At 55.7% G+C, this 20,878-nt stretch carries 19 protein-coding genes; 7 read left to right on the forward strand and 12 right to left on the reverse strand.

The annotated features are described in order from the left end of the window. Positions 1 to 73: 73 nt before the first annotated feature. The 3 genes from AC2FLZ_RS03520 to mepK all read right to left on the reverse strand — a co-directional run bounded on the left by AC2FLZ_RS03520 (position 74) and on the right by mepK (position 2,851). Positions 74 to 445: a PIN domain-containing protein gene (locus tag AC2FLZ_RS03520; RefSeq protein ID WP_496881800.1), complete on the reverse strand. Its 372-nt coding sequence runs from the start codon at positions 443 to 445 to the stop codon at positions 74 to 76. After that, positions 442 to 1,785, reverse strand: a complete 1,344-nt coding sequence (locus AC2FLZ_RS03525) for a tyrosine-type recombinase/integrase (RefSeq protein ID WP_496881801.1) — start codon at positions 1,783 to 1,785, stop codon at positions 442 to 444. Before AC2FLZ_RS03525 ends, AC2FLZ_RS03520 begins: the two co-directional genes overlap by 4 nt. A 496-nt stretch (positions 1,786 to 2,281) precedes the next feature. Then, the gene (gene mepK, locus AC2FLZ_RS03530; protein ID WP_480472813.1) at positions 2,282 to 2,851 is read right to left on the reverse strand and encodes a peptidoglycan L,D-endopeptidase MepK; all 570 of its coding nucleotides are present in this window, start codon (positions 2,849 to 2,851) and stop codon (positions 2,282 to 2,284) included. Between the two features lie 352 nt (positions 2,852 to 3,203). On the opposite strand from mepK, the gene AC2FLZ_RS03535 reads away from it, so the two are divergent. The 4 genes from AC2FLZ_RS03535 to AC2FLZ_RS03550 are packed head-to-tail and all read left to right on the forward strand — an operon-like array spanning position 3,204 to position 7,445. Next, a complete protein-coding gene (locus AC2FLZ_RS03535) occupies positions 3,204 to 4,811 on the forward strand; it encodes a L,D-transpeptidase family protein (RefSeq protein WP_496881802.1) in 1,608 nt (535 codons plus the stop codon). Between the two features lie 34 nt (positions 4,812 to 4,845). Continuing rightward, positions 4,846 to 5,937 carry a UDP-3-O-(3-hydroxymyristoyl)glucosamine N-acyltransferase gene (locus AC2FLZ_RS03540; protein WP_480472809.1) on the forward strand — a complete coding sequence of 364 codons (1,092 nt, stop codon included), beginning with the start codon at positions 4,846 to 4,848 and terminating at the stop codon, positions 5,935 to 5,937. 32 nt (positions 5,938 to 5,969) lie between these two features. Further along, entirely contained in the window at positions 5,970 to 6,227 is a 258-nt protein-coding gene (locus AC2FLZ_RS03545) for an acyl carrier protein (RefSeq protein ID WP_480472807.1), read from the forward strand. Positions 6,228 to 6,236: 9 nt separating this feature from the next. Then, positions 6,237 to 7,445 (forward strand): beta-ketoacyl-[acyl-carrier-protein] synthase family protein, encoded by a 1,209-nt coding sequence (locus AC2FLZ_RS03550; protein ID WP_480472805.1) that lies wholly within the window; start codon positions 6,237 to 6,239, stop codon positions 7,443 to 7,445. Positions 7,446 to 7,493: 48 nt separating this feature from the next. On the opposite strand, the gene AC2FLZ_RS03555 is transcribed toward AC2FLZ_RS03550, so the two are convergent. Beyond that, positions 7,494 to 8,072: an invasion associated locus B family protein gene (locus tag AC2FLZ_RS03555; RefSeq protein ID WP_480472803.1), complete on the reverse strand. Its 579-nt coding sequence runs from the start codon at positions 8,070 to 8,072 to the stop codon at positions 7,494 to 7,496. Positions 8,073 to 8,504: 432 nt separating this feature from the next. Here AC2FLZ_RS03555 and AC2FLZ_RS03560 point away from each other — a divergent pair, with 432 nt between their 5' ends. After that, positions 8,505 to 10,052, forward strand: coding sequence for a helicase HerA-like domain-containing protein (locus tag AC2FLZ_RS03560; RefSeq protein ID WP_496881803.1), 1,548 nt, complete (start codon positions 8,505 to 8,507; stop codon positions 10,050 to 10,052). A 32-nt stretch (positions 10,053 to 10,084) separates the two neighbouring features. Here the strand turns inward: AC2FLZ_RS03560 and AC2FLZ_RS03565 are convergent, their stop codons facing one another. The 7 genes from AC2FLZ_RS03565 to AC2FLZ_RS03595 all read right to left on the reverse strand — a co-directional run bounded on the left by AC2FLZ_RS03565 (position 10,085) and on the right by AC2FLZ_RS03595 (position 17,020). Then, on the reverse strand, positions 10,085 to 10,339 hold the full coding sequence (locus AC2FLZ_RS03565) for a hypothetical protein (protein WP_480472799.1): 255 nt from the start codon (positions 10,337 to 10,339) through the stop codon (positions 10,085 to 10,087). Between the two features lie 181 nt (positions 10,340 to 10,520). Continuing rightward, complete coding sequence (locus AC2FLZ_RS03570; RefSeq protein ID WP_480553521.1) at positions 10,521 to 11,834, reverse strand: branched-chain amino acid ABC transporter permease; 1,314 nt, start codon at positions 11,832 to 11,834, stop codon at positions 10,521 to 10,523. Next, complete coding sequence (locus tag AC2FLZ_RS03575) at positions 11,831 to 12,841, reverse strand: branched-chain amino acid ABC transporter permease (RefSeq protein WP_480517044.1); 1,011 nt, start codon at positions 12,839 to 12,841, stop codon at positions 11,831 to 11,833. Before AC2FLZ_RS03575 ends, AC2FLZ_RS03570 begins: the two co-directional genes overlap by 4 nt. Positions 12,842 to 13,047: 206 nt before the next feature. After that, positions 13,048 to 13,377, reverse strand: coding sequence for a hypothetical protein (locus tag AC2FLZ_RS03580; protein WP_480517042.1), 330 nt, complete (start codon positions 13,375 to 13,377; stop codon positions 13,048 to 13,050). A 727-nt stretch (positions 13,378 to 14,104) separates the two neighbouring features. Continuing rightward, positions 14,105 to 14,935: an ABC transporter ATP-binding protein gene (locus AC2FLZ_RS03585; protein ID WP_267366696.1), complete on the reverse strand. Its 831-nt coding sequence runs from the start codon at positions 14,933 to 14,935 to the stop codon at positions 14,105 to 14,107. 8 nt (positions 14,936 to 14,943) lie between these two features. Then, positions 14,944 to 15,732 carry an ABC transporter ATP-binding protein gene (locus AC2FLZ_RS03590; protein WP_209596275.1) on the reverse strand — a complete coding sequence of 263 codons (789 nt, stop codon included), beginning with the start codon at positions 15,730 to 15,732 and terminating at the stop codon, positions 14,944 to 14,946. A gap of 106 nt (positions 15,733 to 15,838) precedes the next feature. After that, positions 15,839 to 17,020, reverse strand: a complete 1,182-nt coding sequence (locus AC2FLZ_RS03595; protein WP_209503916.1) for an ABC transporter substrate-binding protein — start codon at positions 17,018 to 17,020, stop codon at positions 15,839 to 15,841. Between the two features lie 169 nt (positions 17,021 to 17,189). Here AC2FLZ_RS03595 and AC2FLZ_RS03600 point away from each other — a divergent pair, with 169 nt between their 5' ends. Beyond that, the gene (locus tag AC2FLZ_RS03600; protein WP_496808503.1) at positions 17,190 to 18,272 is read left to right on the forward strand and encodes a PQQ-dependent sugar dehydrogenase; all 1,083 of its coding nucleotides are present in this window, start codon (positions 17,190 to 17,192) and stop codon (positions 18,270 to 18,272) included. 2 nt (positions 18,273 to 18,274) lie between these two features. Here the strand turns inward: AC2FLZ_RS03600 and AC2FLZ_RS03605 are convergent, their stop codons facing one another. After that, positions 18,275 to 19,279 carry a GlxA family transcriptional regulator gene (locus tag AC2FLZ_RS03605; RefSeq protein ID WP_480472786.1) on the reverse strand — a complete coding sequence of 335 codons (1,005 nt, stop codon included), beginning with the start codon at positions 19,277 to 19,279 and terminating at the stop codon, positions 18,275 to 18,277. A 169-nt stretch (positions 19,280 to 19,448) separates the two neighbouring features. On the opposite strand from AC2FLZ_RS03605, the gene AC2FLZ_RS03610 reads away from it, so the two are divergent. Then, on the forward strand, positions 19,449 to 20,819 hold the full coding sequence (locus AC2FLZ_RS03610) for a class II 3-deoxy-7-phosphoheptulonate synthase (RefSeq protein WP_480472784.1): 1,371 nt from the start codon (positions 19,449 to 19,451) through the stop codon (positions 20,817 to 20,819). Positions 20,820 to 20,878: the final 59 nt, after the last annotated feature.

The raw sequence follows: 20,878 nt of genomic DNA on the forward strand, positions 1-20,878 counted from the left end.
CAGAATGCACCCGCCCTTTCGTCGGTTCTAATTGAAGGAATTTCCGGTACGACCAGGGCTGCGGTTCGCTTTCTCACTTCCGTCGGGTTTGATCCCAGGGATTGAGAATTTCAAGCTCAAATCTATGAAAATCTGAGGCATTCCGGGTCACGAGCACCAGCCCGCGATCGATCGCGATGGCAGCGATCTGAGCGTCGAAAGTGGACGGGGTCTTGCCAGCTCGATCTCCATTTCCCATAAACCGGCCCCAAATTTTACCTGAGGCGTCATTGAAAGATAGTAGCCTGCTTTCGAATTGCTGACTGAGGTCTTCTTCTATCCACTTGGTCAACTTATCTCGGCGCGCCTTTTCCTTGACCTTGCTTGCGCCACGCATGAGTTCGCCTATAGTCATGGCGGACAGAAACAGCTCTTCCGGAGACTGTCGCTCCAACCAATCGATCACTTCTGGATCGGGTCTTGGGCGGACGGTTTCGCAGCTTTTTCGATGAACTGATCAAGGGCTGCTCTACGCGAAGCCCTGTCACAGGCAAGAGCGGTCTGCCTGAACTCCGCACCATCCAGCAGACCTTGGACATATCCCGCGACGGTATCAGCAGCGGTAATCAGAACGCTGTCGAGTGAGTGGATGTATTTGCTCGTTATCGAATTCGTGGAGTGGCCGACCAATGCTGCAACGGTGCTTTCAGTGAAACCGAGATCGTTGGCCAGGCTGGCGAAGCTGTGTCTTAGAACGTGAGCAGTGAAGTCGGGGATATCTGTGCCGCCGAAGATTCTGTTCCAATGGTTGGGGAAGCTGCCGAACATCTCCGCACCGCGTGTGCCTGGGAAGACGAAATCGCCGGGTGTCGTCTTTCGGTACTCTTCGAGAATCTCGATTACTGGGAGACCGATAGGCCGTACAGAGGCGCCCTCCTTGGAGTCAGACAAGCGGAGGCAACTATTTTCGAAATCGACCTCACCCCATTTGAGTTTTATGATCTCACTCCGACGGCAACCGGTCAGGGCCAGGAGTCGTGTGATTGCAACGGTCGGCGCGAACTCGATTGTCTGTTCGGCTTTGGTGAGAAGCTCCCCCAGTGTCTTGTATTCCGAACTGCTCAATCGGCGGTCGCGAACCCGATCTTTTGGCTTTCGAATGCCGTGCGCGACATTCTGTTCGATGATGCCCATGCTGATTGCATAGGTGAGCATCGAGCCAACAAGTCCGACACAGCGGCTCGCTGTACCGCGCCCACCTCGTAGGATCGATTTGCCGCGCGTGTTAGCGGTCTTGCGCACCGCCTTGGTTTTACCCGAGACGATATCATTCATCATCTTGGTGACGTTGGCCTTCGTCAGACCTTGGACATGCCGTTTACCGATCAATGGGATGATGTGGCCGTTGATGCGACCGATATCTGTGTAGATCGTATCCGGCTTTTTGGGTCGCCCGCCCTTGCCGAGAACGAGACCAGCATTCATCGCGTCGATATATTGAGCGGCAAGTTTTTCGACCGTGATGGCGTTGCGCTGGATCAAGCGTTCTTCAGCTGGGTTCTCGCCCTGAGCGATCTTGCCGAGTTGAACCCTGGCTTCTTTTCGCGCCGTGTCCGGCGTCCAGATGCCATGAAGTCCGATACTGTAGCGTCGCGATCGACCGGCGGCCCGATATTGAAGGACGTAGCTGCGCTTTCCTGACTTGAAGACGCGCAACCCGAAGCCGGGCAGTTCGTCGTCCCAGATGACGTAGTCTTTTTCTCGAACTTCGGCCGCATCGACGACACGCTTGGTGAGTTTTGGCATGAGAAGTCGCACCTTTCCGGCCGGTCCCGCGTAAGCACTGCGTAAGCAGTAGGGCGGAAGTCGTGACCTGTGTTCGGATAGAGACTTCGGTGGAGCGCTATAGAAAAACAATGTCTTTCAAAGCGTTATCGTACAAAGACGTGCTCTATCGCATGTTTCGGAAAGGCGTTATTAGATCCTCCGAAGGCAGAGGCCAGAGGTTCGAATCCTCTCAGGTGCGCCACCCTGTATTCAACGTCGGATTGAATTCGGAAGCCCTGAACAGTGGGCTTGTCATTTGGCTCGCTTAGCGCATTGATTGGGCAGTCATTGCAACGGCTCGCAAGCTAATAATCATAGCTGAGTTGCAGTGCTTGAGGGAGAGATATTCTGTCAGGTGCCGAGAATAGCAAATTAGCAGACTTGGCGGCTCTGCCGCCAATCGCTACGACTACGAGAAAACCGACCGGAAGATACAGTCAGTATAAGTTCTGAACAGACCAAAAGCGTCCGGGTGTTACCCGCGCCAGGTGCGAACCACGCCACAATCCATGTGTACGAAGTTCGATCCATAATACTGACCAACTCCGCCTGCGCGGCACGACATCGCTGCCTTGGCCATCTGTGAAACCGAGCGGGAGGCAAGGCGCAGATCAGCTGCTTGCCCTTCCATATGAAGCGAATTGCGCGCCACACGGCGCGACCGGGAGCGCAGCATTGCGTTGGTCTGAGGAGAGCGATAGCCGGACAACAGCATATAGGGTTCGTTGACATCCAGCAGGTTGTGTGATGCCGCCATGATATCAATCGTGCGCAAATCGATGGATTTTACCTGATCTGTGCGCCAATCACGCATGAAGTTGTTCACTTCTTTGACAGCGTCCTTGATATACTTACCATCGACCCAATAGATCATATCCAACCGTTCGCCAGTGCGACCGGAATACATACGAATGCGACGAATATCGCCGCCACCGCGTAAAAAGCCTGCTGCGTTGGAGTAGGTGGGTGCTGCTACGACTGCCGTTGCTGCAAACGCTCCCAATAGGGCACGCCGGGTCAAGCCCGAGGAACTGCTCTCTGTCATTTTAGTTTCGTCCCGTACTGTTCCTGCCTGCACACGATGTTACGTGCACTGTCTTAATTATTCCCATCCCAGATGCAGAATGTATGGCACAATCGGAATCGACGGCCAAGAAGTGTTTCAATTGCACCTTTTCAAGGGGGAATTTTCGGCAGTTTTTTGCGCATATGTCACAGCGAATCACGAAAATTTCGCAGTTGTGGGCTTTGGGTCACCCTGCCGATGCAAACGCGCATCAGGCCCACGAAGAAGCGAATTGGTAAGGATTTCGTGAGTGGACAAGCGTTCTGGCGCGACTGCATAATCGTACGACGATCAATCACCAGTTCAAGCTATTGAATTTCAAGGCCATCCTATGCTTTCCGTTCTCCGCACCAGTACCAGCATCCTGTTTGCCGCGTGTTTCGTGGCTACTGCATCTGTCGCCAATACGTCGTCCGAAGCCGCGCCAGGGACTGCGTTTCAGATGGCGATTGCTGAACATACGCCGCAGGCGCCGCAATTGGTCGAATTCTACCGGGCGAACGGGTTTTCGCCAGTTTGGGTGGGTGATACGCCCGAACACACACGGCGCCGGGCGGCGCTGATCAATGCGCTTACGAATGCGCATCTGCATGGCCTGCCACAGGCCGAGCCGACTGTTGCCGCCGTGATGGAGAAGATGGAAAAGGCCCGTTCGGTGCGCGATCTCGGTGCTGTTGAAGCAGAGCTGAGCGGTATCTTTGTCGAATACGCCGACGCGCTTTACGCAGGCATAATCCGGCCCAGCAGTGTCGATGAGGGGCTGGTGCGGTCAGTAGATCGTCGCAGCGCGGCCGAGCATTTGCAGGGAATAAACATGCAGGGCGCGGCCTACTTTGCAGCCCTGTCACCGCAAACACATCAATACCGCGCGCTGATGAAGCAGAAGCTGGTTCTGGAAAAACTGGTGTTCCAGGGCGGATGGGGGCCAACAGTGCCCGAAAACAAGTTGGAATACGGTGATACCGGACCGAATGTCGTCAAGTTGCGCGACCGTCTGGTGGTGATGGGTTACATGAAACCATCCGCCAGCCCGTCTTTCGGCAACGCGTTGTTGGAAGGTGTACGCACCTTTCAAACAGCGCATGGGCTTGAACCCGATGGCGTGGCGGGCAAGGGGACGATTGCCGAGATTAACCGTCCAGCCACAGACCGGTTGAAAGCCGTTTACGTTGCGTTGGAACGCGAACGCTGGCTGCCTCGGGAACGAGGTACGCGTCATATCCTTGTGAACCAAGCCGATTTCTCAGCCAAGATCGTGGACGACGGGCAAGTCACTTTTGAAACCCGCGCAGTCATCGGTAAAAATGCTCATGATCGCAGAAGTCCAGAGTTTTCGGATGAGATGGAGCATATGGTGATTAACCCAAGTTGGCATGTTCCCCGCTCGATCGTGACCAAGGAATACCTGCCGAAGCTGCAATCAAACCCGAATGCCGTGGGCCATATTCTGATAACTGACAGAAGCGGCAGGCAAGTCGATCGGAGTGCGGTGGATTTTACCCAGTTTACGACCAGAAATTTTCCTTTCGCAATGCGCCAACCGCCCAGCCAAAGCAATGCGCTGGGTCTGGTGAAGTTCATGTTCCCCAATAAGCACAACATCTATCTGCATGATACTCCACAGAAAAACCTGTTCTCGCGTGAGGTTCGGGCCTTTTCACATGGGTGTATCCGCTTGGCCCAGCCCTTTGAATTTGCTTACGCCTTGCTGGCCAAACAGGAGGAAGATCCAAAGGCATTCTTCCATCGCGTTCTGAACACCGGAAAAGAAACCAAAGTCAATCTGGAGCAGAAAGTTCCGGTGCATCTGATTTATCGCACGGCCTATATCGGGCCCAAAGGCGAAGTGCAGTATCGCCGCGATGTTTATGGGCGGGACGGCAAGATTTGGGAAGCCTTGCAAAAGGCAGGGGTGGCCCTGCCGGACGTTCAGGGGTAAGCACAGGGCAAATCCTGCCAAAAGGAAGCCCGCCATGCAGTTTACCATACAACAGATCGCCGAGTCTCTGGGGGCAGAATGTCAGGGCGATGGCGGCCTGACGATCGTGCGCGCCGCCGAACCGGGCGACGCAGGTCCGACAGATTTGGCGATGGCTATGTCTCCGAAATATGCCGAGGCGCTTGCCAACGGAGCCGCACGTGCGGCTGTCCTTTGGGAAGGGGCCGACTGGCAGGCGATGGGACTGCGTGCCGCGATCTTTGTCAAACGTCCCCGCATGGCCATGGCTGGCATCACGGCCATGCTGGATCGGGGGCAGGGAGTTGAACCCGGGATTCACCCCTCGGCCGTGATCGACCCGACCGCTGAAATCGGTCGGGATGTGGCGATTGGTCCGTTGGTTGTTGTGGGCGCGCGCGCCCGGATCGGCGCAGGCTCTGTCATAGGGGCACAGTGCGTGGTGGGAATGGACGCCATATTGGGCGACCAGGCGGTGTTGCGCGAAATGGTCAGCATTGGCGCACGGGCGCGGATCGGAGATCGCTTTATCGCGCAACCCGGTGCCCGGATCGGAGGGGACGGGTTTAGCTTCGTAACACCCGAAGTCTCGGGCGTCGAAAATGTACGCAAGACAATGGGCGATCAGGGTGAGGCCAAAGCACAGAGCTGGCTGCGCATTCATTCGTTGGGTGCGGTGGAAATCGGTGATGACGTCGAAGTCGGCGCGAATTGTACAATCGATAATGGCACGATCCGAAACACTTGTATCGGCAACGGATCCAAGTTGGATAATCTGGTCCATGTCGGGCACAACACTCGCGTCGGTCAGGACTGCCTGCTGTGCGGTCAGACTGGTGTGTCGGGATCGGTTGAGATCGGAAACAACGTGGTTCTGGGCGGTCAGACCGGCGTTGTCGACAACATATTCATCGGGGACGGGGTTATTGCCGGAGGCGGCACCAAGATACTGTCCAATGTTCCCGCCGGCCGCGTGATCATGGGGTATCCCGGCGTCAAAATGGAAACGCATACGGATATCTACAAGGCGCAACGACGCTTGCCCCGCATGGCCCGCGACGTCGAGGCACTCAAAAAGGCTGTTTTCAAACAGACCCCGAGCGATTAAATCAACTTCAAACTGATAATCAGGGGATCGACATGAGCATCAGCGACCGCGTCATCGCGATCATTGCAGAGCAGGCCGTTCTGGAGCCATCGGATGTAACGCCCGAAAGCACGCTGGAAGATCTGGGTATCGACAGCCTTGGACTGGTCGAAAGCATATTTGCCATCGAGGAAGAGTTCGACATTTCGATTCCTTTCAATGCCAACGAACCCGAGGCCAGTGATTTTGATATCTCGAATGTAGCTGCGATCATCTCTGGGATCGAAAAGCTTGTGTCGGAAAAGGTCTGACAAACGCTCATGAAACGCGTTGTCATAACCGGAGCGGGTACGATCAATTCGCTGGGCCATTCGGTCCCTGACACGCTGGAAGCCATGCGCGAAGGTCGTTGTGGTATTTCCGATCTGGAATTTCGGGATGTCGACCGGTTGGCCATCAAGATCGGCGGACAGGTCCGGGGGTTCGAGGCAGAAGGGCGGTTCAACCGACAGCAGATGTCGCTGTACGACCGCTTCACCCAATTCACCCTGACGGCAGCCAAAGAGGCGATTGAGCAGTCGGGTATCGAGTTTCATGGCGAACTTGCAGCCAGATCAGGTGTTGTTCTGGGGACTGCGGGCGGTGGTGTTTCGACTTGGGATGACAATTACCGTTCGGTTTATGAGGATGGAAAAAACAGGGTACATCCCTTTGTCGTTCCAAAACTCATGAACAATGCTGCCGCAAGCCACGTTTCCATGGAACACAACCTGAAGGGCCCAAGTTTCACGGTCTCGACAGCATGTGCGTCGTCAAATCATGCGATGGCTCAGGCTTTTCAGATGGTGCGTAGTGGCGCGGCTCCGGTCATGGTAACGGGGGGCTCGGAATCCATGCTGTGTTTCGGCGGTGTCAAAGCCTGGGAAGGGTTGCGCGTGATGTCGAAAGACGCATGTCGCCCTTTCAGTGCCAACCGCAACGGAATGGTGCAGGGTGAAGGGGCAGGTGTCTTTGTTTTTGAAGAATACGAACACGCCCGGGCCCGAGGTGCCGAAATTCTGTGCGAAGTTGTCGGCTTTGCCATGTCATCGGATGCCTCGGACATTGTGATGCCCAGCAAACAAGGGGCCGCGCGTGCCATGGCTGGTGCTTTGGCCGATGCGAAGCTGAACGCAAAAGATGTGGGCTATATCAACGCTCATGGCACCGGAACGGCTGCAAATGACAAAACCGAATGCGCAGCTGTGGCCGACGTATTTGGCCCACACGCCGACGATCTGATGATCTCGTCCACGAAATCCATGCACGGTCATCTGATTGGCGGGACCGGCGCGGTTGAGCTGCTGGCCTGTATCATGGCGCTGCGGGACGGTGTCATTGCACCGACGATCGGATATGAGGAACCGGACCCGGAATGCGCGTTGGACGTCGTACCGAACGAAGCGCGCGAGGCAAAGGTCGACGTCGCTCTCAGCAACGCATTCGCCTTTGGTGGGTTAAATGCCGTACTGGCCCTGAAGCGGGTTTAGTGAAAAAGCCGCCGTTACTAATACGGCGGCTTCCACGGATGTTTTTTTTTAGTTTGTGTTGACGTTCAGAGCGTCAAAGCCCGATGTGAAGCCGGAGAGCGACATGTCCATTTCAAGAACCTGATCCGGGAAACGGGCTGGAACCAGCGAAAACGTCGCTTTAGTGCCAGCTTTCATCGCATCGATATCCCCTTGGCTAAGACCTAATTGCGCGATGCAGCCCACGGGAACGCATTGGTGATAGTTGTACAATTTACGCGGAGCGCCATCGATTGACAGGGCCAGTTGCGCTTGCAGCAGTGTTTCCAGGGGTACGATGACGTTTGCCCAAGCAACGGCGGCACCACCTTCCGGCAGTTTCCCGATCGATACTTCTGCGATCGGATCACCATTGTTGCCTTCCAGAACCTGAACGATGGCACAAGGATCCTCGCCTTCCTGTGCCTTGATACAGGATACGTCCCAATCGCCGAATTCTTCCTTTACGAACTGTTCTCCGACCCGGGGTCCTTCCTGACCTAGGTCCAGACCAGCGTCTGGCGCGGTTGTGGTTGTGTCTTGTGCATACGCTGCTCCGGACAGCAGAACGGCGGCGACCGTGTTGAACGAAAGGATTTTCTTGAACATGAATGCCTCGGGTTGATGATTGATCTTTTTGCTTCGTTTAACACTCTTCTGAACCAGTGTCAGGCACTAACAGAACAGCCTTTGCGAAGGTGAACGGATTCTTGCCTGAGGGCTGGAACCGCACCTTCGGAGATTAGAAAAAGGGAGCTGTTCGACCAGCTCCCTTCCCCATAAGTTTCTCCCCGTCGGACTGGCCGACTTATTTATGCGCAAACCCTACGTAAGGGGCGCACACGGGTCAACAGCTATCCTCAATTTTTAATCTATGCGCCAGAATAATAATCCAGTGGCCGAACCAAAAGGGCCGTGCCAGCAGGCACGGCCAGTCGACAGGGAGGAAGTCTGCCCCGCAATGCAAGGCAAATAGACTATCGCAGTCAAAGGTTAACTTTGTATGCTGGCGGCGGATCGGTGAACAATAAGGCAATGTTAATGGGCACGAATATCTTTTTGGGCGGTGGCGGTGAAAACTATGGCCAGCCGCAGGAACTGGCGTTGAAATATGCGAACCGCCATGGGTTGATTGCCGGGGCAACTGGTACCGGCAAGACTGTGACATTGCAGATTCTTGCAGAAGGGTTTTCTCAGGCGGGTGTCCCAGTTTTCCTCTCGGATGTGAAAGGGGACCTGTCTGGGCTGGCCCTTCCGGGCAGCGAGACGCACAAACTGCATCAGGCGTTCCAAGACCGGGCTGGTCGGATCGGGTTCGATGATTTTGCCTATTCTGCCTGCCCAGTGACATTCTGGGATCTGTTTGGCCAACAGGGCCATCCCGTGCGCACGACAGTGACGGAAATGGGCCCGCTGTTACTATCGCGGTTACTGGAGTTGAGTGAGGCGCAGGAAGGTATCCTGAATATCGCATTCCGCGTGGCCGACGAAGAAGGGATGCCGTTGCTGGACCTTAAGGACCTACAGGCGCTGCTGGTCTGGATCGGAGAGAATCGGGCGCAACTGTCATTGCGATACGGCAATGTATCTACATCCTCGATCGGTGCGATTCAGCGACGTCTGCTGGTCCTCGAGAATCAGGGCGGTACAAAGCTGTTTGGAGAACCGGCGCTGGATCTGGCCGATCTGATGCGAACAGACGAAAACGGGCAGGGGATGGTGAACATTCTGGCGTCAGACCAACTGATGGCCGCCCCAAGACTTTATGCAACGTTTCTGTTATGGCTGTTGAGTGAACTGTTCGAAGAGCTGCCAGAGGTCGGAGACCCTGAAAAACCAAAGCTGGTGTTCTTTTTTGATGAGGCCCATCTGCTGTTTGACGATGCGCCAAAGGTACTGGTGGACAAGGTCGAACAGGTCGCCCGCCTGATCCGTTCAAAGGGGGTGGGGGTATACTTCACTACTCAGAGTCCCGCCGATATCCCGGAAGATATTCTTGGACAGCTGGGCAACCGTATTCAGCACGCATTAAGGGCATTCACGGCGCGGGACCGAAAGAACCTGAGGCTGGCCGCTGAAACCTATCGCGAGAATCCGACTTTTGACACGGAAACGGCAATTCGCGAAGTCGGCGTGGGGGAAGCCGTTACTTCCATGCTGCAAAAGAAAGGTGTTCCGGGCGTGGTCGAGCGCACGCTTATTCGCCCGCCGGGATCTCAGCTGGGGCCAATTTCAGATGCCGAACGCCGGGACATTCTAGCAGTTTCCCCAATGGCGGGGAAATACGACAAGAACATAGATCGAAAATCTGCCTTCGAGATTCTTCAGGCGCGGGCCCAAGCTGCGGCCAATGCCGCAGAACTGGCCGAATCCGACGAAGTTTTTGAAGCGCAATCGCCGATCGAACGCGAATACTCTTCGGCCCGCAGATATTCGGGCAGCCGGGTTGGCCGGTCCTCATCCCGGGTTGAGCGCAAGCAGGACACCTTTGCCACAGCGATGACCGAAGCGGTGATCAAAGAGCTTAAAGGCACTACCGGGCGCCGGATCGTGCGCGGTATCCTCGGCGGTTTGTTCCGCAACAGGTAAGAACGCAGCGCCCGTTGGGGGCGCTGTCGCGTTTACTTCAGTCGGCGTTGGCCTTCCTGACGGCAATAGGCGTCAGCCTCGGGGACAGACATCTTTGTGGCTGGGAAGTCGATTGCGCGGTCCCAGGTCACACGATCCTGACGATAGAGCTGGCAGGTCACAACACCTTTAGGAGTCTGTACCTTGACCGGCGTCGTCTCAAGATCTTCGGGGCTGGGAACGCATGCGGATACTACAACCGCAATAGCCGGAAACAGAATGAGTGATTTCAGATGTGGTGCTTTCATTTTCTACTCTTGTCTACTCGTCTTGTTGATCGATTGAAACGGCATAGGCGAGGGTGAGTGCCAGCAACCTGCCGCAAATCAAAAACACTGTGGTGGGTTCGTTTATTCAGAAAAACCTTAAGAATCAAGAAACCGCGCCAGATTAGTGGCGCGGTTTTGTGTATTGGAACGTGGCGTCGGTCTATTTCTCGGGGATCAGACCCCTTGGGCTGAATCTGAGAACAATCAACAGGATCAGGCCCATCGTGAAAAGGCGCATATGTGCGGCACTATCAATAAGATGTGACTTCAGCGCGCTGCCATCCGGCAAGCCTGCGGTGATCACACTCATCAACCACAAGCCAATCGGCTCGACCTGAACCCACAAGAACCAAATCAGGAACGCGCCCAGAACGGCTCCGAAGTTGTTGCCCGAACCGCCAACGATCACCATGACCCAAACCAGGAAGGTAAAGCGCAACGGATTGTAGGTGCCCGGTGTCAGCTGTCCGTCCAGGGTGGTCATCATCGCGCCAGCGATGCCGCAAATGGCCGACCCTAATACGAAAATCTGCAAGTGGCGACGGGTGACGTCCTTGCCCATCGCTTCGGCTGCAACTTCATTGTCGCGGATTGCGCGCATCATGCGGCCCCACGGGCTTTTCAGCGCCATCTGCGCCATCCACAGCAGCGCCAGAAGAACCAGCATGAACAGCAGCGAATACCCAAGTTTCACCGAAAGGGTGGATGCAGTGACCGGATCCAGCCCCAGCCATTCGGCGCGGGCAAGAAAAGCCGGATCTTGCTGCAAGTCAACTTCATACCCGACAACCGGCGAGGGGCGCGGGATGCCATAGACGTTCTTCACGCCGCGGGCCAGCCAGTCCTCGTTCTTCATGACGGCGATGATAATCTCGGCGATACCCAGCGTGGCAATCGCCAGATAATCTGACCGCAGCCCAAGCGCGGTTTTGCCAATCAGCCATGCCGCCCCGGCAGCCAGCAGACCTCCGGCAGGCCAGGCCAGCAGAACGGGCAGGTTCAGTCCACCGATGTTACCGGCAATCGCCGGGTCAATGGCTTCAACTGCGGCAACATTGGGGTCGAACACGGCCCGGTAGAGGAAAAAGCCGACGATAAGGACAGTGATTATTGTCAGCGTCTGCACCCGGCCTTTGGGCATTCTCGTTGCCACCAGTACGGCTGCAACAACAGTGGCAGCCCCCAGTAGCAAAGACAGAACGATACCATAACCGCCTGCGCCCCAGGCACCCGGGGTAGGCGCTGTTGATACTAGCACCACGGCCAGACCGCCCAGCGCGACGAAGCCCATGACCCCCACGTTGAACAGGCCCGCAAAGCCCCATTGCAGGTTCACACCGATCGCCATGATGGCCGAGATCAGCCCCATGTTCAGAATCAGAACGGCGGTGTTCCAGCTTTGCGTGAAACCGGTCAGCAGAATGAGGCTGCCAACAGCTATGAAAAGCAGAGTGTTTTTGACAGATTCGGTCATACTGCTTTTCCCTTGAACAGGCCCGTGGGCTTAAACAGAAGCACGATCAGCAGGATGACAAAGCTGACAGCGAACTTGTAATCGGTGGACAGGAGCTGAACCAATCCGGACGGCTCCAGGTTTTCGGGGGCCACATAGGTCAGTACTTTTTTCCAGGCATAGGTGATCGTCACCTCGGAAAACGCGATGATGAACCCGCCGGCAATCGCGCCCAGCGGGTTGCCCAGCCCCCCCACGATTGCTGAAGCGAAAATCGGCAGCAGAAGCTGGAAATAGACGAAGGGTTTAAAGCTTTTGTCCAACCCGTAAAGAACACCCGCTGTGGTCGCCAAGGCGGCTACGATGATCCAGGTGATCATCACAACACGTTCAGGGTTGATGCCGGACAAAAGCGCCAGATCCTCGTTGTCGGAATAGGCGCGCATCGACTTTCCGGTTCGTGTTTTGTTGAGGAACCAGAACAGTAAGGCCACGGCAATAACGGCCACTATCAGGGTGATCCCTTGCGAGGTCTTGATGGCCAGACCCTCCTGAAGGCCCGTCATGGACTTGAAGTCCCGCGCGGATATCAAGAATCTTGCACCGTCCGAGAACTTTTGATCATCCGGCCCGATGATAAAGCGCACCAGACCGTTCATGATGAACATTACACCCATTGAAACGATTACAAGGATAACCGGCTTGGCCTTTTGTTCGCGGTAAAAGCGGTAGACCAGTCTGTCTGTAACCAACACCAGCATGATGCAGCCAAGGATAGCAAAGGGCAGGGCGAGCAGGGCAGTCGGCAACGGCCCAAAGCTGACACCAGCGGCCTGTAAGCCCCAGGTGACAAGCACAGCGATCATCGCGCCAAAGGCCATGGTGTCACCATGGGCAAAGTTCGAAAACCGCAGGATGCCGTAGATCAGGGTCACGCCAAGCGCCCCCAATGCCAACTGACTGCCATAGGCAATCGCAGGCACGATGACAAAGTTGGCAAGCGCAACAAGCGCGTTGAGTAAGTCCATTATTTCTTCTCACTGTCCGGGTGCGACCTTATGGCATAACGGTCTGCGCGGGCACAATGTTTTGCACGCGGTTTATCGTCATATTTTCCTGCTGGTAGCGAAAAAACCCTAGAAAAGCTTTCAAGAAGGACGGACTTTCCACATCAAGCCCGGCTCAGTCACGCACCGGTCAATTCCGGTGCGTGGTCGAGATGGTCGGAAGGGGCTCAGGCGTTTGTTTCAGTACAAGCGCCGCGATCAGTCCCCGCGTTGGGGCCTTTGACCGAAAGATCAAAGGTCATGTCGTCATAGTTCACAACAAAGGTCATGACCTCATCGCCCTGGATATAGACAAACGTCATGTTGCCAACGCCTTTGAAGACCATCGCGTCGCCAGAAACACTTGCGGTTTCGATGATGCCCTTGTCTCCTTCCGACGCCCGTTTGAGGCGCACTTCACTGCCGTCGCGGTCTGAGACGCAGACAAAGTGGCGTTCTTCCGCAATTGCAGCGTTCGTGCACAAAGTGGCGACGGCCACCCATATCCATTTTTTCATTTTTGGGTCCTGAATAGAGTTTTTCATTCAGAAGGTTCGCTTGATTTCTCGGAATCAGATTTGTTTGTCCGGGAAACCGTTTCCTTCACAGCGCCCGGCGCTAAACGCACAATGTGACCGGATTGCAGCCGACGCGTGGAAATCTTGGGATGGCGGAATAATTTGAGCGTGGGCGAAACACATGCTCAGTCTTAGCCCGTTGGCTCAAAAAACAACGGGAAGAGTGAGGAAGCCCATTAATTGGGCACCTGACAAGCGCCACGATAAGAAGCCACAGACGGTATGCCGCTCGTAAGTTTCACGTGAACACTAATTCGTCCGTTATCTGACAACATGACGTTCCAGTTCTCAAATTCATCCAAAGGCGGTTGACCCTTCAGCAAAACCAAAACTACGTTCTGTTGGTTTTCCAGAGCAATCTTTGCGCCCGTTAAAACGAACTTTTCATGACCAGCAAACACGAACATGCCATACGGTTTTTTGATCGTTAGTATCTTCCGCCTTAAGAGGCTGAAATGCGAAGCTCAGGAGTCTTTGCAATACCCCTTGCGTTGTTTGCAGTCATTGAAATCATCGCCACCGCAATCAAGAGGTGGGTTGCAATCGTGTTTTGCGATACAGTGCATCTCGACACCGTTCGCCTTCAAACGCAGAATTTCTGCGAACCCGTTTCCGGGCACAAAAAAGAAGGTGGAAACCGCAAGGAATTTGGCAAGGTACTTCATTCTCACCCGCCTAAGAAACTCTTCCGCACTTCCGGATCGGCCAGCAATTCCTTGCCCGTACCAGTATAGGCGTTTCGCCCCTGAACCAGCACATATCCCTTATCGGCAATCTCCAGCGCCTGGCGGGCGTTTTGTTCAACCATCAGGATCGGCAGGCCGGTGCGTGCGACCTCGATGATGCGGTCAAAAAGCTCATCCATCACGATGGGTGAGACGCCTGCGGTGGGCTCGTCCAGCATCAGGACCTTGGGTTGCGTCATCAGCGCGCGACCCACGGCAACCTGTTGGCGCTGACCGCCAGACAGTTCGCCGGCAGGTTGGTTGCGTTTGTCGCGCAGGATCGGGAACAGGTCATAGACCTGCTCCATTGTGTCCGAGAAATCGTCGTGCCGGATAAAGGCACCCATCTCCAGATTTTCCTCGACAGTCATCGAGGTGAAAATGTTCGATGTCTGAGGAACAAAGCCCATACCGCGGATTACGCGGTCTTGCGGGGTGAGGCTGGTGATATCCTCGCCATCCAGACGTACAGAGCCGGCGCGCACATCCAGCATCCCAAACACGGCCTTCATCGCCGTTGACTTGCCCGCACCATTGGGGCCGACGATAACGGCGATCTCCCCCTTATCCACGGCAATGGTGCAGTCGTGCAGGATGTCCGGGCCTTTGCCATAACCGCCGGTCATGGTGTCGCCGATCAGAAACGGGCCGCCTTCAACGCGATGAGTCGTCCCGCTTTTACGATGGGCAGGCGTCATTGTTCCGATACCTTGCGTGTTGGTAATCGATGCGTCCTTGTTGCCCTTGTCGTCCTGATAGGGGTTGTCGCTCATGCCAGCGGTCATGTCTGGGCCTCCAGCTTGTCTTTGTTTTTGAGGCCGGTGCCAAGATAGGCTTCGATCACGTGCTCGTTTGCCTTGATCTCATCCAGAGTACCCTCGGCCAAAACCTTGCCCTCGGCCATGCAGATGACCGGGTCGCAGATCTTGCCGATGAAATCCATGTCGTGCTCGATGACAACAAACGTATAACCACGCTCTTTGTTCAGGCGCAGGATCGTATCAGCGATGGTCATCAGCAGGGTGCGGTTCACGCCTGCTCCGACCTCGTCCAGAAATACGATCTTGGCGTCCACCATCATGGTACGACCAAGTTCCAGCAGTTTCTTTTGACCGCCCGAAACCTGGCCGGCCTTGTGATCGGCCAGATGTTCGATGGTCAGAAACTCCAGCACCTCGTCTGCCTTGGCTTTCAGCGCGCGTTCTTCATCAGCGATGCGCTTGCGTCCGAACCAGGTATTCCATAGCGCCTCACCCGATTGCGCACCGGGCACCATCATCAGGTTTTCGCGGCAGGTCATCGACGAAAACTCATGCGCGATCTGGAACGTGCGCAGCAAACCCTTGTGAAACAGCTCATGCGGGGGCAGGCCGGTGATATCTTCACCATCCATAACCACCTTGCCGCTGGTCGGGGGCAAAACACCGGCGATTACATTGAACAGAGTGGTTTTTCCGGCCCCGTTGGGCCCGATCAGGCCGGTGATCGACCCTTTTTGGATTTCCAGCGACGCCCCGTCCACCGCGTGAAACCCGCCGAAATGCTTATGCACGTCCTCGACGACGATCATGGTATCCCCTTGCCTTGTCCCCGTGAAACGAGGTGCAGCCTTTTGTCATTGAAACAGCCCGGGCACAAGGCCCGGGCTGTTTGATTTTATGGTTTGATATGCGGGATCAACGGAAGTTGACGGTCTTGTTTTCGCCGTCGGTCACTTCGATCTCGCGGTAAGACCCTGCGCTTTCGCCGGGGCCGATCAACTCGACACCGGACGCGCCGACATAGTCGATGTCCTGACCGGCGGCCAGCAGTTCCAGACCTTTGGCCAGTTCACCCGGATAGATCTTTTCACCCGGTGCATTAGCGACGTCCATAACTTTGCCCGCGTAATCTGCCGGGTTGGTCGAACCGGCGGCTTGCATGGCGAACATGAACAGCGCTGCCGCGTCATAGGATTCGGGCGAATAGGGCGACGAACCGTCAAATCCGGCTGCTTCGGCCAGTGCAAAGTACTTTTCTGCACCTTCACCACCCGACCCGGCGATCTGACCGAACGAGCCGTTCAGGTCGGGGCCGACATTTGCGGGCAGCGAGTCGCCAATCATGCCACCGGGCAGACCAAAGGTGTCAAACGCACCGCTGTCCAGCGACGACTGGATGATGCCCAGACCACCCTGGTCCAGATAACCCGCGACAACCAGAATGTCTCCACCGGCCGAGGCCAGCGCGCCAACTTCAGCCGAATAGTCGGCCTTGCCGTCTTCGTGCGCCGTAACGATGGTCACTTCGCCGCCAACCGCTTCGAAGGACGTCTGGATCGCATCGGCCAGACCTTTGCCATAGTCGTTGTTGGTATAGGTCAGCGCGATCGAGTTGATGCCGCGATCCTTAAGGATATCAGCCATAACTTGACCTTCGCGCGCATCCGACGGCGCGGTGCGGAAGAACAGGCCATTGTCCTCCATGGTTGACAGGCCGGGCGAGGTCGCCGAAGGCGAGATCATGACCATGCCGTTAGGAATGGCAACGTTTTGCAGAATCGCGCCGGTTACACCCGAACAGTCGCCGCCGATGATGCCTGCAACACCGTCAGCGATCATACGCTCGCCGTTCGAGGTGGACAGACCGTTGTCGATACAGCCGGTATCGGCACGTACGCCAGCCACGCTGGCACCGTTCATGAACTTTCCGGATTCGTTGACTTCGGCGATTGCCAGCTCGGCACCCGATCCCATGGCGGGGGCAAGCGATTCAATCGGGCCGGTAAAGCCGATCAAAATCCCCAGTTTGACATCTTCGGCCATGGCTGCGCCGGCCAGCAATGCAGTTGCTGCAGTTGCAGTAAGCAGCTTTTTCATATGGTTACTCCCAGTTGTGAACGTATTCGTTCTGGCGACGACCCTAGGCAAGCTGTTCGGAAAAGAAAAGTCCTAACGCAAACGTGTTTTTTTCGTTTGAAATTCTATCTGTTTTGTTGGGACTCACCCCTGATTGTCACCGAAAGGGACCAGAATGCTCAGAACGGCGATGATTCTCTCTTTCTCACTGTGCGCCTTGAGTGCCGCGGCCCAGACGCTGTTGGTTTCAGCCGGGATTGTCCAACTGGAAGAAATGGTTGGCGGGCTAGAGACCCCATGGGCGGTTGGCATTTTGCCTGATGAGAGTTTCCTCGTCACGGAACGGGATGGAAGATTGCTGTATGTGCGAAATGGACAGCCGGTAGCTGTTTCAGGCGTTCCAAAGGTCGCGACTTTGGGGCAGGGAGGATTGTTGGACGTCACGATCTCACGCGATTTCAATCAAAGTCGAGAGGTCTTTCTGACTTTTGCAAAACCGCAAGGCGACGGTGCAGGAACTGCTGTTGCGGTTGCGCGCCTGTCCGAGACTGGCAAAAACCTTCAGAACCTTCGAGTAATTTTCGAGGCATCGCCAGGTGGTACAGGTGGTCGCCATTTTGGCAGCCGTGTGGTCGAAACGCCGGACGGGACATTATTCGTGACCTTGGGCGAACGGGGACAGGCGGAGAATGCACAGGATCGGTCCAATCCCATGGGCTCGGTCATTCGCATCAATCGCGATGGGACAGTTCCGGCGGATAACCCCTTTGTCGTGCAATCGAATATCGAACCCGAAATATGGTCTTACGGCCATCGAAATCCGCAGGGCGCGGATTTGGACGCGTTTGGCCGACTTTGGATCTCGGAACACGGGGCGCGGGGTGGCGATGAAATCAACCAACCCCGTGCAGGGCGGAATTATGGTTGGCCGGTTATTTCATATGGCACGCATTATTCGGGTGAAAAAATCGGCGACGGTACAGCTAAAGAAGGGCTGGAACAGCCAGTTTACTACTGGGATCCTTCCATAGCGCCGTCCGGTCTGCTGGTTTATTCCGGCAAGCTATGGCCGCAATGGAAGGGTGATATCTTCGTAGGGTCGTTGAAATTTGACTATATCGCACGGCTTCACGGTCAGCCGATGCACGAGGCCGAACAGATCAGAAGCCCTGAAACCGAGCGCGTCCGCGATATCGTCGAAGCGCCAGATGGGTCGATCTGGTTTATCTCGGTTGGGCGGGGGGCAGTTTACAGAATGGCTCCGGCGGAGTGACCTTACACCGATAGCCGCCCGCTCTGCGCGCCACGCTCGCGATACGGCGTGGTGTTGTAATGTGCGCGGTAGCATTTCGAGAAATGGCTGGGCGAGGCAAAGCCGCATGCCAGGGCTACGTTGATGACGCTCATATCCGTTTGCATCAGCAGGTTCCGCGCTTTGTGCAAGCGAAGTTCCATATAGTACCGCTTGGGCGAGCGGCTGAGATAGCGCCGGAACAGACGCTCAAGCTGGCGAGTCGACATACCGACTTCCTTGGCCAGAATCGAAGGAGAGATCGGCTCTTCGATGTTCTTTTCCATCATGAGAATGACCTGACTCAGCTTGGGGTGCCGGACCCCAATCCGCGTCGGTGTCGACAGACGTTGCGTATCCTGATCTGTCCGGATTGACGAATAAATCATCTGGTCCGCCACCGCATTTGCCAAGTCTTCGCCAAAATCGTCTGCAATCAACTTGAGCATCAGATCGATAGACGAGGTCCCCCCAGCCGTTGTCATCCGACCGCCATCAATCTGAAAGACAGCTTTCGTCAACTCGACCTCATCGAATTCTTCGATGAAACTGTCTGAGTTTTCCCAATGTATCGTCGCCCGCTTGTTGTCCAGTAACCCGGCCTTGGCCAGGGTATAAGCAGCCGTGCACAAACCGCCGATGCGCAATCCGCGCCGTGCCTCGCGTCGTAACCAGTTCAGAATGCGTTTGGTGGTGGCTGCCTGTACGTCAACGCCTCCGCAAATCAGAACGACATCGTCGCGCTGCAACTCCTCAAGATCACGGTCCAGCTTGAATTCGGTCCCGGCCGAACATGAAATCGAGTTTCCGCCTTCACCGGAAAGTGTCCATGTATAAAGCTGTTTGTCCGCCATGCGATTTGCGATGCGCAGACTGTCGAGCGCTGACGCAAAAGACAGCAGCGAAAAATTGTCCAACAGGACAAAAACGAAATGGCGGGGCGTGGCCCCAGCATTTTCGACCGTGACTGCTTGGCGTTGCACTTGCATGACAAAATGTCCTTAATTCTGCGCAGGAAAACCTGGTATCCCGCAGCGTATTTGGCAGTCACCATGATCAAAGCTTGTTTGCGGCGTCAAGAGGCGCAAATGGGATATGGTCACTCTTCATTGCTTTTTGTATAGAGGCGACCTGAACACTTCAGCGGAGATCAAAGCTATGACCGAATGGCAAAAATCGAACTGGCGCAACAAGCCCCGGGTTCAGATGCCAGACTATACCGACGCGGCCGCATTGGCCAAGGTCGAGGCCCAGCTTTCGCAGTATCCCCCGCTAGTCTTCGCCGGTGAGGCGCGGCGCCTCAAGCAACATCTTGGTGCCGCCGGTCGCGGCGAGGCCTTCCTTCTGCAAGGCGGGGATTGCGCTGAAAGCTTTGAACAATTCAGCGCCGATGCGATCCGTGACACCTTCAAGGTGATGCTGCAAATGGCGATGGTTCTTACCTATGGTGCCAAGGTGCCGGTGGTTAAAGTCGGTCGTATGGCCGGCCAATTTGCAAAGCCACGCAGCGCCCCGACCGAGGTTGTGGATGGTGTCGAGCTGCCCAGCTACCGCGGTGACATCATCAACGAACTGGCGTTCACGCCCGAAGCGCGGATTCCGAATCCCGAAAAGATGTTGCAGGCCTACACGCAGGCGGCGGCCACGTTGAACCTGCTGCGTGCCTTCTCAACTGGTGGCTTCGCCGACATGAGCCGCGTCCATTCGTGGACTCTGGGCTTTACCGACGAACAGGATGTTCAGAAGTACTCTGAGGTGGCAGATCGCATTCAGGACACCATCGACTTCATGGAAGCGGCCGGTATCACGGCAGACACGACACACGAATTCTCGACTGTTGAATTCTACACCAGTCACGAAGGTCTGTTGCTGGAGTACGAAGAGGCGCTGACCCGTCTGGATTCGACCTCGGGCAACTGGCTGGCCGGGTCTGGTCACATGATCTGGATCGGTGACCGTACGCGACAGCCTGATGGTGCACATGTCGAGTTCTGTCGTGGCGTTCTGAACCCGATTGGGTTGAAATGTGGTCCGACGACGACGGCAGAAGACCTCAAGGTTCTCATGTCGAAGCTGAACCCTGAAAATGAAGAGGGCCGCCTGACTCTGATCGCGCGCTTTGGCGCGGGCAAGGCGGGTGAACACCTTCCGCGTCTGGTCAAGGCCGTGAAGGAAGAAGGCGCCAAGGTCACTTGGGTCTGCGACCCGATGCACGGCAACACCATCAAGTCGGCCACGGGCTACAAAACCCGTCCGTTCGATTCTGTCCTGCGTGAGGTACACGATTTCTTTGGCGTGCATCAGTCTGAGGGCACGATCCCCGGCGGTGTCCATTTCGAGATGACCGGTCTCGACGTTACCGAATGCACCGGTGGTGTGCGTGCTGTAACCGAAGAGGATCTGTCGGATCGCTACCACACCGCTTGTGACCCGCGCCTGAACGCGTCTCAGTCGCTGGAACTGGCGTTCCTTGTGGCGGAAGAACTGACCAACCTGCGCCGTAACGGGTCAAAACGCGCCGCAAGTTAAGCGTTCGAAAAGAAAGAAAAACAGCGGGCCATCGGTCCGCTGTTTTTTGTTCCGGGTGT

It is taken from the genome of Ruegeria sp. YKSF131, from assembly GCF_059612645.1.

Excerpts from the sequence above, each read along its gene's own strand:
- AC2FLZ_RS03525 (WP_496881801.1), bottom strand. The coding sequence starts at position 1,785 with ATGCCAAAACTCACCAAGCGTGTCGTCGATGCGGCCGAAGTTCGAGAA.
- mepK (WP_480472813.1), bottom strand. The coding sequence starts at position 2,851 with ATGACAGAGAGCAGTTCCTCGGGCTTGACCCGGCGTGCCCTATTGGGA.
- AC2FLZ_RS03535 (WP_496881802.1), top strand. The coding sequence starts at position 3,204 with ATGCTTTCCGTTCTCCGCACCAGTACCAGCATCCTGTTTGCCGCGTGT.
- AC2FLZ_RS03540 (WP_480472809.1), top strand. The coding sequence starts at position 4,846 with ATGCAGTTTACCATACAACAGATCGCCGAGTCTCTGGGGGCAGAATGT.
- AC2FLZ_RS03545 (WP_480472807.1), top strand. The coding sequence starts at position 5,970 with ATGAGCATCAGCGACCGCGTCATCGCGATCATTGCAGAGCAGGCCGTT.
- AC2FLZ_RS03550 (WP_480472805.1), top strand. The coding sequence starts at position 6,237 with ATGAAACGCGTTGTCATAACCGGAGCGGGTACGATCAATTCGCTGGGC.
- AC2FLZ_RS03555 (WP_480472803.1), bottom strand. The coding sequence starts at position 8,072 with ATGTTCAAGAAAATCCTTTCGTTCAACACGGTCGCCGCCGTTCTGCTG.
- AC2FLZ_RS03560 (WP_496881803.1), top strand. The coding sequence starts at position 8,505 with ATGGGCACGAATATCTTTTTGGGCGGTGGCGGTGAAAACTATGGCCAG.
- AC2FLZ_RS03565 (WP_480472799.1), bottom strand. The coding sequence starts at position 10,339 with ATGAAAGCACCACATCTGAAATCACTCATTCTGTTTCCGGCTATTGCG.
- AC2FLZ_RS03570 (WP_480553521.1), bottom strand. The coding sequence starts at position 11,834 with ATGACCGAATCTGTCAAAAACACTCTGCTTTTCATAGCTGTTGGCAGC.
- AC2FLZ_RS03575 (WP_480517044.1), bottom strand. The coding sequence starts at position 12,841 with ATGGACTTACTCAACGCGCTTGTTGCGCTTGCCAACTTTGTCATCGTG.
- AC2FLZ_RS03580 (WP_480517042.1), bottom strand. The coding sequence starts at position 13,377 with ATGAAAAAATGGATATGGGTGGCCGTCGCCACTTTGTGCACGAACGCT.
- AC2FLZ_RS03585 (WP_267366696.1), bottom strand. The coding sequence starts at position 14,935 with ATGAGCGACAACCCCTATCAGGACGACAAGGGCAACAAGGACGCATCG.
- AC2FLZ_RS03590 (WP_209596275.1), bottom strand. The coding sequence starts at position 15,732 with ATGATCGTCGTCGAGGACGTGCATAAGCATTTCGGCGGGTTTCACGCG.
- AC2FLZ_RS03595 (WP_209503916.1), bottom strand. The coding sequence starts at position 17,020 with ATGAAAAAGCTGCTTACTGCAACTGCAGCAACTGCATTGCTGGCCGGC.
- AC2FLZ_RS03600 (WP_496808503.1), top strand. The coding sequence starts at position 17,190 with ATGATTCTCTCTTTCTCACTGTGCGCCTTGAGTGCCGCGGCCCAGACG.
- AC2FLZ_RS03605 (WP_480472786.1), bottom strand. The coding sequence starts at position 19,279 with ATGCAAGTGCAACGCCAAGCAGTCACGGTCGAAAATGCTGGGGCCACG.
- AC2FLZ_RS03610 (WP_480472784.1), top strand. The coding sequence starts at position 19,449 with ATGACCGAATGGCAAAAATCGAACTGGCGCAACAAGCCCCGGGTTCAG.